This is a genomic window from Halalkalibaculum sp. DA384 (assembly GCF_043951955.1).
GTDB lineage: Bacteria > Bacteroidota > Rhodothermia > Balneolales > Balneolaceae > JAMQKA01.
The window spans coordinates 186,728-202,302 of record NZ_JBINJE010000002.1 but is presented as its reverse complement, the minus strand read 5'-3'; the positions used below and the strand labels follow the sequence as shown (position 1 = coordinate 202,302).

The window sequence follows — 15,575 nt, the reverse complement described above, 5'->3', positions numbered from 1 at the left end:
GTCTGTATAAATAATTCAGTATAAAAGGAAGCCCAACTACAGGTGCAGTTGACTAGCTTTACTGTTTTGTTAATGGCGAATCGATTTAGCCTGATTTTTTGTTATTGGGAAGAGCAAAGGAAAAACAGGCATCAATTTTTAACAAATTCAGCCGGTTCAGTTGCATTGACGTCGAAAAATTTGTAATAACAGGCGTGAGGAAAAGTTTATGAAATTTGAGAAAGCAGAACATATCAGCTCTAAATATCAACAGCTGGACGACAAAGATCTGGTCCGGTTCTACCGGCAGAATGGCGATGAAATGGCGTTCAGCGAATTGATGAATCGTCATCAGGCCAAAATCTATTCCTATATTTACAGCATGGTGGGTAGTGGCGATGTGGCCGATGATATTTTCCAGGAGACCTTTACGAAGGTCATCACCAAGATGGACGACACGTACAATGAACAGGGCAAATGGATCGCGTGGGTTATGCGGATTGCCCATAACGCAACAATCGATTATTTAAGAAAACAAAAACGGTTTGTTGACGTTAGTTCTAACTACGACGAGGAATCAGGTACCGATTTCTACGAACGGCTGCCTGACGAGGATATGGCGAGTGCAGAAGAGCAGCTTGAGAAAGAGGAAGCCAAAAGCAGCCTGATGAAGCACATCGCCGAGCTCCCCGAGGAGCAGCGAACAGTGGTCATGCTTCGTCATTATTACGAAATGCCGTTTAAGGAAATCGCTGAATTAACCGATGTTTCCATAAATACCGCACTAGGTCGCATGCGGTATGCGTTAATAAATCTTCGTAAACTCTTTGACCAGGAAAAAGAACAAGAAGAAAACAATTATGCCGAACGACGATAATGCCTCGATTCGCTATCTGATGAAGGAGATGGATCCTTCTGAAGAAGTACTCATGGAGCGTTCGATGATGGAAGATGAGGATCTGCTGATCGAAGTGGAGTGTATGCGTCAGACACTCAAGCAGCTGGATGAAAATTTACCGGTGATGGATCCTCCCGCTCACGTAACCAGCAATGTATTACGAAAAGCATCCGAACATAAACCGAATAACAACTCCGGTTTTATTCCGTCTTTAGGGGGGAACAGAGTTGGATATGTGGCCGCTGCCGCAGTTGTAGCAGCGGGCCTGATTTCCGGTGTTCTGCTATACCAGGATGGATTGGATGGGGCCGGACCGAATGCGCAGGAAAATACGACGTCTGCGGCGGTTTCCTCTTCTCCTTCGATGGAAGTTGACCAGCCTGGAGTCGCCAACGCGGAAATGGAAGCTGAACCGGTGGATGTGCGTGATGTAGAGCCGTGGGTGGATCGAGACGAGATTCTGAGGTTTCAGGACCAGTTCGGGGAGCAGAACCAGGCGGAATTCGATTCTATCCTGAATACAATGACACGGAAGCTGAAGCCGATTGACGATCCCCTTGATATGAATTCAAATACCCGATCGCTCCAGTTGACCGGTTCTGAGCAATAACGTGATTCTGAAATATTTTGAATAAAAAATGCAGCTTAGGGGCTGCATTTTTTATTTTAGGGTATAATTTAGGAGTGTGTCAGTGAGCAGTGATTAATGAACCGTGAATATAATGCATAGCGCTGCTTCACAAAACGAAATTCAAAGCAGTGCTACGAGTTAACTATAAATTTGATGGGGTGAGAGGGAGTTGCACCCCCGACCGATACGTAGTGTTTTATTTGTGATAGAAAAGAATAGGATTATCGTTAGTTTTAAAAAAATATGCGTCACGTATTATTTATGTAAGCAAGCAATATAGATATTTGACTCAGACCACAGAACTAAGCAGCCTCAGACAACAGACAATGTGATTGTACACACCTCGGCCATAGTATTTCGAACCGTTGACTACTCGGAATCGAGCAAAATAGTTACGCTTTTTACCGAGGCTCACGGCAAAATTGCGGTGATGGTGCGCGGGGTAAAGAAACCCAAAAGCAAGTTTTCCGGGTTGATGGAGGTGGGGAATCTGCTGGATGTGGTTTATTACTATAAAGCGTCGCGGTCGGTGCAGACGCTTTCGGAGGCGAGTTATCTGGAAAAAACATTTTCGATTCGGTCGGACTTTGAAAAAATGGCAACGCTGACTTCTTCGGTGGAGCTGATGGGGCAGCTGCTGCATGAAGAGGAGGTTAATGAACCGATGTTTGAGGTGGGAAAGCGGTTTGTCCTGTGGCTGAACCAAACGGATCAACCTCCGCAGCAGATCTTTCCCTACCTGCAGATCCGGCTTGCTGAACTGGCGGGTCACGGGCTGCAACTGCATCTGAAAAACGGGAACGAGGAAACGCCGCAGCCTCAATATTACTTTAATTTAGAAACGGGGCTTATTTCTACGGAAAGTGCGGCCTCGTACTCCTACAAATTGACGCAAAACCAGTTCAGATATGTGCGACTGGCCCTGCAAGCCCGAAGTTCCCGGTTGTTGAAACTGGATTTTGCAACCGGGGAACTGAAACAGCTGGTTGAACACCTGGATCGCTACTTCAAATTTCATGTTGAAGGATTCCGGGATCGGAAATCGGATGCTATTTTTGAACAATTACTGCAGGATTAATTATGACTTCCCGTAACAGATATCTCACCGGTTTGTTACTGCTGTTGACTGGCATTCTTATCGGTACGATCTTTTCGCTCTACCAGCAGGGGGTCTGGATCAACGATCATGCACAGGTGAATGTGACGGAGGTAAAGCGCAGCAGCGAGCCGCTGATCCCCGAACAGCAGCTGGAGCGCATGGATGCGCGTTTCCTATTTAAATCGGTGGCTGAACGGGTCAAGCCCACGGTAGTCTATATCGAGACGGTCATTCCGATCAATGGGTCCAATATCCCCGACGATGAGGATCACGATCGTGATGAAGGATTTTGGGATCGGTTTATGCCGCACCAGGCGCGCACCGTCGGGTCGGGGGTCCTGATCTCCGGGGACGGCTATATATTGACCAATAACCACGTTATTGATGATGCGGTGCAGGATGGAATTGAAGTGACCCTGAATGACAAGCGTATGTATGAAGCGCGGGTGGTGGGGCAGGACCCGACGACCGATTTGGCAGTGATCAAGATTGACGGTAAGGAGTTGGCTTCCATCACCGTCGGAAATTCCGACCATGTGAATGTGGGGGAATGGGTGCTGGCCATTGGCAATCCTTTTGGCAGTCTTCGTTCCACGGTGACAGCCGGTATCGTAAGCGCGGTGGGACGGGGTAACCTGCAGGTAATCAACGATCAGCTGGGTGTGGAAAGTTTTATACAGACCGATGCAGCCATAAACAAAGGCAACAGCGGGGGGGCGCTGGTCAACACCAGTGGTGAGCTTATTGGTATCAACACTGCTATAGCTTCACAGAGTGGAACTTACCAGGGGTATGGATTTGCCGTTCCGGTCAACCTGGCAATAAAGGTGGCCCGGGACCTTATCCAGTACGGGGAAGTGCATCGCGCCATGCTGGGAGTGAGTATACGGGGCGTAGATCACCGGCTGGCCGAGGAGTTGGGGATGGAACAAATCCGCGGGGTGATGCTCTCTGCTGTGCCCGAGGGCGGGGCTGCAGGAAAGTTTGGACTTGAAGTGCGGGATGTGGTGCTGGCAGTAGACGGCGAGGAAGTAAATGAGTCAAATGAACTGCAGGAAAAGATCGCCGTATTGAGTCCCGGAGATATCGTGAAGCTTAAAATCTGGCGTGACGGGGATGAATTCGATCGTAACGTGAAGCTCGGAAGCATGGAATCGGCCGGCCGAAGCTTCTTTTCTGACTCCGACAGCAGCCCGGAGGTTGAGCCTGAAGAGGAGGAACAGGGCCGCCGATATGGCAACGGGGTGGAGTTCGGTTCGTTTTCTCTCGGTTTTAAAGTGATGGCGCTCTCCAAGCCGGAAGATGCCCGCAGATTTGATTTAATCATTACTGAAGTGGAGGAGCAGTCGGAAGCCGGGCGGCGCGGGTTGAAGGAAGGGTATGAAATCCTGGAAGTAAATGAAACGAAAGTTGAAGATCTGGAAACTTTAAAGGATCTTATCGACCGCAGCCTGCAGAGGCGGGGTTCAGTTCTGCTTCAGGTTGAAACAGCGGACGGTGCTGTCGGCTATTATGAATTGAAAGAGTAATGGATAATTTTTTTGGAATGCCCGATTTTCGCATTTATGTATCACTTTTGATCGCGGCGGTTTTTGCCGTTTCATGTTCAACTCCCCAGCCGGTATCCGAATCGTCGGAGGAACCGGACCCCGAACCTCAAACCGAGTCGATTTATCCGACGTGGTTTTCAGGTACCAGTGAGTTTGTAGAGAGTGATTCCACCTTTACTGCATATGGTATGGCTGTCGATATGGATTCAACCGCTGCCACCCGGAGTGCGGTGACAAAAGCAAAGGCTAATTTTGAGCAACATCTCTCCATACGGCTCGAATCGATCCGCGAGAGTGCGGCCCGGGAACAGGATAACAGTGAGATGGAATCGCCGGAATTTATTTTTGCCCTCCGTAATGCAGAAGCATCGCTTTCCGGTATTGTGAAGGTTTCGGATAAAGTGGCGAACCGGAGTCGGAATCTGAACAGCCACCTGGGATTTGCCGCAGTCACGATTTCAAAAGAGGAGCTGGTTCGCAACCTGGAGAGCCGGATGGACTCGAACCGGGAAGCCTGGAGGACACTCCGAAATTCGGCGGCCTTTGAACAGTGGTAGTATCATTCTTCATCATCTATCTGCCAGCATTTTCTTCTTTCAGGATTAGCTCTCCCCAATCATTAAAATATTTATATGTAAATTAGTCATGCGGGGCAGCGTTTTTCCGGGCTTGGGGCTGCCGGTCCCCCCCCTCCGTCATTTGATTTCTGAGCCGCCCGGGACAAGCGCAACGCAGGCGTGGAAGCTCGTTGAGACGCGACATGTCGCGTCTGTACTGGATTTTGCTTCGGATTCCGCCCCCCCCCATTCAAGGCCGGGAAAAACCGATCTGTATTTTTTGTCCTATCTGCTGCTCCTTGGAAATTCTACATTCTTAATTCCGAACCAGGACTTTTTGAAGAAGAAAGTCTCAATAAAAAAAGGTGCAAGAATGTTGGAATGACACTCTTGCACCCAGGATAGGCAAAGGTTTGTTTGGACCTACATGTTTTCAACGATCTTGTCCCCGAATTCGGAGCATTTCAGGAGCGTGGCATCGTCCATCAGGCGTTCAAAATCATAGGTTACCTGTTTCTGGCTGATCGATTTCTCGATGCCGTTGACCACCAGTTCTGCCGCTTCATCCCAGCCCATATAGTTGAGCATGATAACGGCCGACAGAATCAGGGAGCCGGGATTCACCTTGTCTTGGCCGGCATATTTCGGAGCAGTTCCGTGGGTTGCCTCAAATACCGCGTATCCGGTGTTGTAATTGATATTAGCTCCCGGTGCGATGCCGATACCGCCTACGCAGGCTGCCAGTGCGTCTGATATGTAGTCTCCGTTCAGGTTCAGGGTGGCGATGACGTCGTATTCGTCGGGGCGGGTCAGGATCTGCTGCAGGAAGGCATCCGCAATTACATCTTTCACAACAATACCGTTGGGCAGTTTGCACCAGGGACCGCCGCCAAACTCTTCGGCGTCAAATTCCTCTTTGGCCACCTCGTATCCCCAGTTTTTGAAGCTGCCTTCGGTGAACTTCATGATGTTGCCTTTGTGAACCAGCGTTACGCTGTCGCGGTCGTTGTCAATGGCGTACTGGATGGCAGAGCGCACCAGCCGCTTTGTTCCCTCTATGGAAACCGGCTTGATACCCAAAGAAGTGGTGTCCGGGAAACGGATCTGTGTAACGCCCATCTCTTCGAGCAGGAATTTCTTCAGCTTTTCATTTTCTTCCGTGCCGGTCTGGTATTCAATGCCGGCGTAAATATCTTCGGTATTTTCCCTGAAGATGACCATGTCGGTTTTTTCGGGCTCTTTAACCGGGCTCGGGGTACCTTTAAAATAGCGCACGGGCCGTACACACGCATAGAGATCCATTTTTTGACGGATTGCCACATTGAGCGAACGAATTCCACCACCAACGGGAGTCGTAAGGGGACCTTTAATCGCTACCAGGTAATCTTCGATGGCGTTCAGCGTATCTTCGGGCAGCCACTCGTCATCTCCGTAGAACTTCACGGCTTTTTCACCGGCATAAATTTCGAACCATTCGATCTGTTTTTCCCCGTCATAGGCCTTTTCAACGGCGCTGTCGATTACGTGACGCATCGTGGGCGTGATATCAACACCGATGCCGTCACCTTCAATAAATGGGATAACAGGATTGTCGGGAACATTAAGCGTCCCGTCAGATTCTTTTTTGACTTTTTGACCTTTGTCAGGTGGAGTAATTTTGTCGTAACTCATGGGCAATGTTAAATATTTAAGGGTTCAAATTCGGATGTAAAGTATACCAAAAATTTGGCGCAGGTGCACGAGGGTATATCGGGATCGATTATGAACACCGAATGAGGATATTTTAGTTAAATTGGTTTATGCTTGCCGGCTGCGCTGCAGTGAGTACGAGACCAGGTATCACCTTTCGATTTGGCACGATATGCTGTATCTTTGCGTTAGAGTCTAAAAACGGAGGTTTGTTATGCTAAAATCGATGTTCGGGCACAGGCCCAATCCCAAAAAATTTGACTATCAATTTCGGTATTACGATCCCAAGAAGGAGGAGCGAAAAAAACGGCGGATAAAGATCAAGCGACCACGCAAGAAAAGCCATCAGGGCCGGTCGGTAATGCTTTACGCGCTGTTGCTCTCGTTTGTGGTTTGGCTTATTTCAGCATTGTAGTATTTGATTGTGGGTTGAAGTTGTTTAAGGGCGAAAGTTTTTGCTACCTTTTCGCCTATAATTGATCCGTCTGTCTGAACCATAATACGTTAAGATCCCAATACACATATCCCAGATATATTGAGCGAAACCAGTGAGACTTCCCAATCTATAATTCACCAGCTCCCGCCCGAAATCTCAAATAAAATTGCCGCCGGAGAGGTTATCCAGCGTCCCGCCTCGGTGGTCAAGGAGCTGCTCGACAATGCGATCGATGCCGGGGCCGACCAGATCAAGATCGTCATCCAAAATGCGGGGCGAACCCTGATCCAGGTGATCGATAACGGCTGTGGCATGGGAGAGGAGGATATCCGTCTTTGCTTTGAGCAGCATGCTACCTCTAAAATAAATTCAGTGGATGATCTGTTCCGCGTGCGCACGCTGGGATTCCGCGGGGAAGCGATGGCTTCAATCGCATCCGTATCACAGGTCACCTTGAAGAGCAAGCGGCCCGGAGATGAGATGGGATACGAATATGAGATATGGGGAGGAGAAGAGAAGGAGTTCAAGCCGGCGGCCGTCGATGACGGGACCTCTGTGGCCGTTCGGAATATATTTTACAACGTGCCGGCCCGCCGCCAGTTTTTAAAGACAGATGCCACCGAATTCCGTCATATCCTCAAGACGATTCAGCAGGCGGCGCTTGGACATCCGGATATCGGGTTTATCGTGATCGCCGACACCGATGAAATTTATGATCTGACCGCCGGTCAGCCGATTAAGGAGCGCATTGCGGCGATGTTTGGCAAGGGATACAAGGCCAGCTTGCTGGAATTTGAAGAGCAGACCAGCTATGTGACGGTTCGCGGGGTGCTTTCAGATCCCAAGCTTACCAAGAAAAGCCGGGGAGAGCAGTTTCTTTTTGTCAATAATCGCCCGTTTCAGCACCGGTATCTTACGCATGTGGTGCTCAGTATTTACGATCCCTGGATGGGAGAGAAGGAGTATCCTTTTTTTGCAATATTTTTAGACATCGACCCAAAGCAGGTGGATGTGAATGTGCATCCCGCCAAAGAGGAGGTCAAGTTCGAGGACGAGCGGAGTGTGATCAAACTGGTCAAATCGGTGGTAAAAAAGGCGTTGAACGAGCATTTTATGGTGCCCGAGGTAGATCGGGATGAAGGAAAAGCGAGACGCTCTGATTTTGATAGCGGCTTCAGCAGCGATTTTAATTTTAAAAGTGGAAGTGGGCGATCCCAAAGCAGGCAATCGACCGGGGGAGGCCCGGTACGGTTTCCGTCTCGAATCAACTATGAATCGACCGGCCGCCAGAAAGAGGGCGACCAGTTGGCCCGGCAGCTCTACCAGCAGGAAAGCGGGAGCAGCGGGGAAAAGGAAAAGCAGCCGGGAAAATCAGGGAAGCCCGATCGTACGGAAGATGGAAACTTCTGGCAGCTTCACAACAGCTATATCCTCACCCAAACGCGGTCTGGCCTATGCATGATAGATCAGCACGCCGCCCACAAGCGTATTATTTATGAAAAGGCGCTGCACGCTACCGAATCGGCCCTTCCGAGCACCCAGCAACTGCTTTTTGCCCAGACAGTAGAGCTCTCGGCTACCGATTTTTCTCTCCTCAAAGAGCTGCACGGCATCCTGCAGCGAATGGGGTTCAACATCCAGCTGATGAGCGGCAACACGGCGATGATCAACGGCGTACCGGCGGATATCGATATCGGGGATGAGCAGTCGGTGCTGAAATCGATGCTGCATCAATACCGTGACCTGGAGGGAACGTTTGATCTGGATGAGCGCCACAAGCTGGCCGTGGCTTTTGCCTCCAAGACCGCCATCAACAAGGGAAAGCATCTCACCAACGAAGAGATGGAGGGACTGATCGACCAGCTGTTTGCCTGCCAGGAACCTTACAAGGATCCTTTGAATAAGGCTACAATCGTTTATATTGGGCTCGAAGATATCGAATCGCGTTTCAGGTAGCAGGGAATTTTCAGTCTGCTGACCGAGCAAGAATATTGATTGGCACTCGCTCAATCACTGAATCTCTCAATCATTCAATGAATGAATATACTGGCAGTAGAACCATTTTACAGCGGATCCCACAAAGCGTTTCTGCAGGGTCTCAAGGAGCATTCGCGCCACAATATTATACCTGTCAGCCTCAGCTATAAAGGATGGAAATGGCGGATGCACGGCGATTCGGTGGCTCTCGCCGGTATGGTTAAAGAGGTGGAGGAGGAGATCGACCTGCTGTTCGTAAGCAGTATGACCAACCTGCCCGCTTTTTTGGCGCTGACCAACCCCCGGTTTGCCGAGGTCCCGAAAATTATGTACATGCATGAAAACCAATTTACCCAGCCGATCCCCGAGGATGAAGAACGGGATTTAACCTATTGCTACATCAACTACCTGAGCATGCTCGCGGCCGACCGTCTGATCTTTTCCTCAAAATTTCACAAAGATGATGTGATGCGGGCCCTGCCGGATTTCCTGGAAAACCATCCCGAAGACAAGCACTACAATACGCTTGACAAGATTGCGAAAAAAAGCATGGTTTTGTACCCGGGACTCGATCTGAAGCGGTTCGACTCGGAGCCGGACACGCGGGAAACGAATGAGCACCCGGTGATTGTCTGGAACCAGCGCTGGCAGTTTGACCGCAACCCGGCGATGTTTTTCAGGGTCCTCAACCGGCTAAACGACATTGATCTTAAATTTGATCTGATATTGGCGGGCGATACCCAGCATGAGAAGCCGGAAGAGTTCGAAAAAGCGTGGCAGCGCTATGGTCGGCATATCACTCATTTTGGCTATGTTGAAAACAAAAAAAACTACAGCAGGCTGCTGCACAGCGGAGATATCGTGGTGTCGACTGCTACCTACGAGTTTTTCTGTGTCGCCATCATGGAGGCGATCTACTGCGGGTGCCACCCGCTGCTGCCCAACCGCCTGCACTACCCGGAACTGATCCCCAAAAGCCTGCAAAAACCGCTGTTGCACGCTCCGGTACTGTACGACACTGAAGACGACCTGTTCCACTATCTCAAGGATCTGATCACCGGAAACACCAAGCCGCTGCCCAAAAATTCACTGCAAACGATTAATACATATTTGGACTGGGACAACAAAATTGCCGAATATGATCGGGTATTTGAAGAGTTTGCCCAGGAGGAAATCAGGCAACCACTCTGATTCAAACCTGGCAACAAACTGCTCGAATTGGGCGGGGTATGTTCAGAAGGTTTTAAACCCACTTGTTGGTTCTGATAGCGGTAATTTTGTGGATTTCAAATTCCTAATTTATAGTATATAAATGACCGTTTCGCATATGCCCCGGTTTAAAACCCCCGGTTTGTCAGATCCCGGGTTCAGTGACTACCTGTCGGGGACGAGGATGGATCGAACGTATTAATAGAGCGGGATTAAATTCTACAAGAGGTTTTTGCAAAACCGTTGTTTAGGCCAATATCGTTATTTTCGCGGATTCGAAATCCTCATTTATAAGATATAAACTGCGATTTCGAACCCCATCAGGGATTGATCTTGACCAACATTCCTGGTTTTTCAAAAGCCCTCTACAACTTAAAGGGAAAAACAGATGAAAATGAAAAAATCAGCATTGCTTTTAAAAACGGTAACACTGGTTCTTGTTTTTGCAGGAATATGGACCTCCGCGTCAGCCCAGGAACAGCTTACGGATCAGGAAATATTGGACCTGTACGAAGGGCTCCGGGTGGCTGATGTCTCTGACGGTATGGATATGGTGGGGCTGCCGGACGTGGGACTCATGGATCAAAAGATTGAAGCGTTGTGGAAAGATATCGATGATTTTTCCCACATTGCGCAGGGTATCGCCGTAACGGCGCGGTATGTTCCGACCAACAAGGTGGTGAAAAACCCGATGTCGAAAGAGGAGTTCCAGGAGTGGGAAGGCGACTGGTACACCAATATTTCGCCGGAACCGTTCGTGGATTCGCTGAAGGAAGGCTCCATGCTGGTCATCGATGCCGGCGGGGATGGCGATACGGGAACAATGGGATCCTATAACGGGCTGCTGTGGAAAAGTCTGGGAACCAGGGCGGTTATCTCCAACGGGGCGGTGCGAGACACCGATGAGATTATCAAGCAAAAGATACCGGTCTACCTGGATCATGCCAACCGCGGGCGCGGTATCCGTCCCGGGCGCAATGAGATTGAATCGGTGAATAAGCCGGTGGTTGTGGGCGGCGTGCTGGTGAATCCCGGAGATGTGGTTGTTGCCGACGGAGATGGTGTTATAGTGGTGCCCCGGAAGCACGCCCGCCAGGTGGCTGAGTATGCCCGCGAGATATTGAAGGGCGACAAACAGGCCCGCCGAAACCTTTATAAAAAGCTGGGAATTCCGCTGGATCACACCGTTCAGCCGGAACGGGAAGATCAGTAATTGCGAGTGCCTGTTTTGGCGCCCGATCTGTGAAAAACGATGCACAATGTCAATTTAAATGATCATCTCACAATGAATAATACAATACATAGACGATTACAACAGGAGTCGGGCATATTCATGCTTGTTCTGCTTTTGCTGGCCGGCTGTCAGGTCCGGGAAAACAGCCAGAATGAATCCGAACTGAACTCGCTTGCCCGGGCGTACCAAGACCAGTTTAACATAGGCGTCGCGCTAAACAGGTTCCAGGTGGAGGGTGAAACTCCGGAGGCCACTCCGCTGATCACCAACCATTTTAACTCCATCACCCCGGAAAATCTGCTCAAGTGGGAGCGGGTACATCCCCAACCGGATGAATATAATTTTGGCCCGGCAGACTGCTTTGTCGAGTTCGGGGAGAAAAATGAGATGTTTATCGTCGGGCATACCCTTGTGTGGCACTCTCAGGTGCCCGACTGGGTGTTTAAAGATGAAAATGGTGAAGATCTCGGGCGGGAGGCCTTGCTGCAGCGGATGAAAGCTCACATCGATTCGGTGGCCGGTCGCTACCGGGGGCGCATCGATGGATGGGATGTGGTCAATGAAGCGGTGCTGGATGAAGGAGGCATGCGTGAAACGAAGTGGTACCAAATTATCGGGGAAGATTATGTGGAGAAGGCGTTCGAGTACGCTGACCAGGCTGCTCCCGACGCAGAGCTGTATTACAACGATTACAACCTCTGGAAGCCGGAAAAACGGCAGGCGGCCATCGATCTTGTGAAGCGCCTGCAGGAGAAGGGAATTCGTATCGATGGGATAGGTATGCAGGCCCACCTGAAGATAGACCATCCTCCCGTTCAGATGGTGGAAGAGAGCATCGAGGCGTTTGCCGGGCTGGGAGTTAAGGTGATGATTACCGAGCTGGATATCGATGTGCTGCCGGGAAAGGGAGAGGTAAGCGCGGATGTGGGATCAGCGGAGGATGCCGGCGATACGGTTCCCGAGGCACTCAATCCCTACCGCGAAGGCCTGCCCGACTCGGTGCAGCAACAGCTCACCGACCGGTATGTGGAGCTGTTTGAACTGTTCAAAAAACACCGGAACAAGATTAGCCGGGTAACATTTTGGGGACTGAACGACGGGCAATCCTGGTTAAACAATTTTCCGATTCCGGGCCGCACAAATTATCCGCTGTTGTTTGATCGTGAGTACCAACCGAAGCCTGCGCTGGAGGCGGTCCTGGACGTAGCGAATGAATAGGTCCCGGGTGTATTTGTGCCGGATCATTGTATAAACGCTCCGGGAATATTATATATGGAGTGAAACTTTCAAGAATAATGCTCATTGGCTGGTTATGATTCGAATGGGTTCTGATGCTGTCGTTGCTTCAACAGGATACCGCGATAAGAACTACAATCATCGGATGTATTACACCACCACCCGTGATTTTAAAAGTTTTTCCGATACCAGGTTGCGGTATGACCAGGGCCTTAACGTTATTGATGCGACCATAAAGCCGGACGGCGACCGGTATGTGATGTTTCTGAAAAATGAGACCCGCTGGCCGCCGGGAAAAAATATACGCATAGCGTACGGGCGATACCTGACCGGTCCCTATGGAAAAGCAAGTGGTCCCATTACCGGGGAGTATTGGGCGGAGGGTCCCACAGCGTTGAAGCTGGAGGACCGCTGGATCGTCTATTCCGACAAGTATCGAAAGGGAGAGATGGGAGCCGTCTCATCACCCGATCTAAAAAAATGGAAAGACATTTCAGGCCAGGTCTCCTTTACGGAAGAGATGCGCCACGGTACCGTGTTTAAGGTATCAGGAACGGAGTTTGAACGATTAAAGCAGCCCCTGGAAAGTGAAGCGGGGGAATGATTGGATTGCAGGTATTGTGTACTAACCCGGATTACCTCACCAACATATTCGTGAGAAATCCGGGCTAACTGGACAGATCAATTATTAAGAACAAAATATTTAAGTATATGAATTATCGTTCATTTAAAGGAACATCGGTATCAGAAGTGGGACTTGGAACCTGGCAGCTGGGCAGCAGCGAGTGGGGGGATGTCAGCGAGGAAGAAGCCTTTGCCATACTCCAGGCATACGTGGATAATGGGGGCAATTTTATTGATACCGCCGATATCTACGGGATGGGGGTAAGCGAGCGTAAAATTGGCAAATTTTTAAAGCAGGTGGAAAGTGATCGCGATATTTATGTGGCAACAAAACTGGGGCGGCGCGAAGATGACGGCTACGGCTGGCCGCAGAATTTTACCTACGATGTGATGCGGGAGCACGTGGAGAGTTCCCTTGAGAACCTGGGTCTCGATCAGCTGTTCCTGGATCAATTTCACTGCATTCCCACCGAGCAGCTGAAAAAGGGCGATGTGTTTGATCATTTCCGCAAAATACAGGATGAAGGCCTGATCAGACACTGGGGCGTAAGCGTCGAGACTGCCGAGGAAGCCCGGATCTGCCTGGAGCAGGAGGGGCTCGGGTCACTGCAGATTATTTTCAACCTGTTTCGCCAGCACCTGGCGGATGATTTCTTTGAACAGGCCGCTGAAAAAGATGTGGCACTGATTGTGCGGGTACCCCTGGCCAGCGGCCTCCTGACCGGCAAATTTGATGAGGACACCACATTCCCCGAAGATGACCACCGCAACTTTAACGCGGATGGCGAAGCGTTCAATGTGGGAGAAACGTTCTCTGGAATTGAATTCAACAAAGGGGTGGAGCTGGTCGAAAAAATTAAGCAGATCATGCCGGAAGGCGAGATGCCGCAACTGGCCCTGCGCTGGATCCTGGATCATCCGCAGGTTACGACGGTAATACCGGGTGCTACCAGGAAGGTCCATGTCGAAAGCAATACCGGCGCCTCTTCACTCGACCCGCTGAGCGGGGATATTCATCGGCGGCTGCGGGCGCTGTACGATTCCGAGATTCGTCCTAATATCCGGGGCCGTTATTAACCCGCTTCACCGGTTTACATCGACCGCTCCTTGAAGTGTGTGTGTCCTTTCACATCATACCGGGCGATCCCGTGATGGACTGTATCCGGTCCGAAGCGGTTGTTGAGGTAATCCATCGCCTGATACAGCCGCTTGAGCCTGGTCTCTTCCCGGAAAAAGAGCTCGGTCTGGGTGGTCATATCCAGCTCCGTGGTGCTGAGCATGATGGACCGGAACCTGCGGCCGAATTTCCGGTAGTGAAAAAGTCTCGGCACTACCTTTTCCAGGCAGTGCTTGATCACGTAGCGGTCGAGGTTGGTATGACCCGGCGCGCGGAAGGCAAACGAGAATCCCTCTTTTTCGGTACCCTGGAAACGGACCGTCCCCATAAACTTGTCTGACTTTTTGCCGTAGCCCCGCAGCCGGTAGCATACCTGCTTGGCGGCCTTGGCAAATTCTCCTGCTACCCTCCACGGATCGTCGGTCCACGTGGAGAAGGTGTGCCCGTATCCCACCCGCCTGGGAACGTACTCCGTTTGATCCATCACCACTGCCTGGTCTTTGCCCGCCACCGTCATCCACAGAATTTTCCCGAAGTAGTCCCCGAATATTTTTTGAAAGGCTGGATAACCGTTGTCAATTCCATCTTTAATGGTATAAAGGCCCTTAAGTTTTAGCTTGGCGTACCGCCGCCGCCCGATACCCCAAACCTCGTCAAGAGGGAGCGGCCAGATATGTTTTTGTATCTCCCTTTTCTCCGTCAGAACGGTAAGTCCGTTGGGCTTTTTCAGATCTGAAGCCAGCTTTGCATAGGTTTTTGAAGTTGATATACCCAGGCTGCAGCGGAGGTGAGTATCTTCATGGATCGCTTCCTTGATCGCCCTGCCAAACTCCATCAGCTCTTCCCGGGATTCCCGCCTTTTCCAGGTGATATCCATAAAAAACTCATCCATGCTGTAGGCCTCCACGTCAGGCGAAAAGGTATCGAGCACCGCCTTGATGCGCTTGCTGTAGGCGCGGTATTTTTCATAATCCACCTGCTTGAATACTACGTAGGGACACAATTTGCAGGCTTCAAGCGCGCTCATGCCTGTTTTTACGCCCCACGCACGGGCCTCGTAGGAGCTGGTGGCCACAATGCCCTTGACCGTCCCGTCCGGTTTGCGCCAGCCCCCCACCACTACCGGGATGCCGTAGAGATTATAGCACATCTGTTCCACCTGCGCGTAAAATGCGTTCATGTCCACATGTACGTAGAGGCGCGGTTTGGAGCTGACGTGCTGCATGTCGGCGGCAATCGTCTGGTAGCGCGTGATGTTGTGCACATTTCTCCGGAGCTGGTACCGGCCGGGATCCGGAAGCGCGGGAAGCGGGGTATGGGAGATGGAATTCATGTTGAC

14 protein-coding genes are annotated in these 15,575 nt (G+C 50.5%); 12 read left to right on the top strand and 2 right to left on the bottom strand.

The annotated features are described in order from the left end of the window. Positions 1 to 208: 208 nt before the first annotated feature. The 5 genes from ACG2E4_RS02225 (at position 209) to ACG2E4_RS02205 (ending at position 4,714) form a co-directional block, all read left to right on the top strand. The gene (locus tag ACG2E4_RS02225) at positions 209 to 856 is read left to right on the top strand and encodes an RNA polymerase sigma factor (protein ID WP_395259291.1); all 648 of its coding nucleotides are present in this window, start codon (positions 209 to 211) and stop codon (positions 854 to 856) included. Continuing rightward, entirely contained in the window at positions 840 to 1,487 is a 648-nt protein-coding gene (locus tag ACG2E4_RS02220; RefSeq protein WP_395259290.1) for a hypothetical protein, read from the top strand. Before ACG2E4_RS02225 ends, ACG2E4_RS02220 begins: the two co-directional genes overlap by 17 nt. Positions 1,488 to 1,836: 349 nt before the next feature. Beyond that, entirely contained in the window at positions 1,837 to 2,586 is a 750-nt protein-coding gene (gene recO, locus ACG2E4_RS02215; protein WP_395259289.1) for a DNA repair protein RecO, read from the top strand. A gap of 2 nt (positions 2,587 to 2,588) precedes the next feature. Continuing rightward, positions 2,589 to 4,136 (top strand): trypsin-like peptidase domain-containing protein, encoded by a 1,548-nt coding sequence (locus ACG2E4_RS02210; RefSeq protein ID WP_395275582.1) that lies wholly within the window; start codon positions 2,589 to 2,591, stop codon positions 4,134 to 4,136. Next, a complete protein-coding gene (locus ACG2E4_RS02205; protein WP_395275581.1) occupies positions 4,136 to 4,714 on the top strand; it encodes a hypothetical protein in 579 nt (192 codons plus the stop codon). Before ACG2E4_RS02210 ends, ACG2E4_RS02205 begins: the two co-directional genes overlap by 1 nt. Before the next feature lie 423 nt (positions 4,715 to 5,137). Here the strand turns inward: ACG2E4_RS02205 and icd are convergent, their stop codons facing one another. Continuing rightward, positions 5,138 to 6,385 carry an NADP-dependent isocitrate dehydrogenase gene (gene icd, locus ACG2E4_RS02200; protein ID WP_395259286.1) on the bottom strand — a complete coding sequence of 416 codons (1,248 nt, stop codon included), beginning with the start codon at positions 6,383 to 6,385 and terminating at the stop codon, positions 5,138 to 5,140. A gap of 232 nt (positions 6,386 to 6,617) precedes the next feature. Here icd and ACG2E4_RS02195 point away from each other — a divergent pair, with 232 nt between their 5' ends. The 7 genes from ACG2E4_RS02195 to ACG2E4_RS02165 all read left to right on the top strand — a co-directional run bounded on the left by ACG2E4_RS02195 (position 6,618) and on the right by ACG2E4_RS02165 (position 14,196). After that, entirely contained in the window at positions 6,618 to 6,818 is a 201-nt protein-coding gene (locus ACG2E4_RS02195; RefSeq protein ID WP_395259285.1) for a hypothetical protein, read from the top strand. A gap of 120 nt (positions 6,819 to 6,938) precedes the next feature. Beyond that, on the top strand, positions 6,939 to 8,795 hold the full coding sequence (gene mutL / locus ACG2E4_RS02190) for a DNA mismatch repair endonuclease MutL (RefSeq protein WP_395275580.1): 1,857 nt from the start codon (positions 6,939 to 6,941) through the stop codon (positions 8,793 to 8,795). Positions 8,796 to 8,876: 81 nt separating this feature from the next. After that, positions 8,877 to 10,007 carry a DUF3524 domain-containing protein gene (locus ACG2E4_RS02185; RefSeq protein WP_395259283.1) on the top strand — a complete coding sequence of 377 codons (1,131 nt, stop codon included), beginning with the start codon at positions 8,877 to 8,879 and terminating at the stop codon, positions 10,005 to 10,007. Between the two features lie 412 nt (positions 10,008 to 10,419). Then, complete coding sequence (locus ACG2E4_RS02180; protein WP_395259282.1) at positions 10,420 to 11,238, top strand: RraA family protein; 819 nt, start codon at positions 10,420 to 10,422, stop codon at positions 11,236 to 11,238. 72 nt (positions 11,239 to 11,310) lie between these two features. Next, entirely contained in the window at positions 11,311 to 12,477 is a 1,167-nt protein-coding gene (locus tag ACG2E4_RS02175) for an endo-1,4-beta-xylanase (protein WP_395275579.1), read from the top strand. A 94-nt stretch (positions 12,478 to 12,571) separates the two neighbouring features. Beyond that, positions 12,572 to 13,099, top strand: coding sequence for a hypothetical protein (locus ACG2E4_RS02170; RefSeq protein WP_395275578.1), 528 nt, complete (start codon positions 12,572 to 12,574; stop codon positions 13,097 to 13,099). Positions 13,100 to 13,206: 107 nt separating this feature from the next. Further along, complete coding sequence (locus ACG2E4_RS02165) at positions 13,207 to 14,196, top strand: aldo/keto reductase (RefSeq protein ID WP_395275577.1); 990 nt, start codon at positions 13,207 to 13,209, stop codon at positions 14,194 to 14,196. Positions 14,197 to 14,210: 14 nt separating this feature from the next. Here ACG2E4_RS02165 and ACG2E4_RS02160 read toward each other — a convergent pair whose 3' ends face one another. After that, positions 14,211 to 15,569 (bottom strand): Y-family DNA polymerase, encoded by a 1,359-nt coding sequence (locus ACG2E4_RS02160; RefSeq protein ID WP_395275576.1) that lies wholly within the window; start codon positions 15,567 to 15,569, stop codon positions 14,211 to 14,213. Positions 15,570 to 15,575 lie beyond the last annotated feature (6 nt).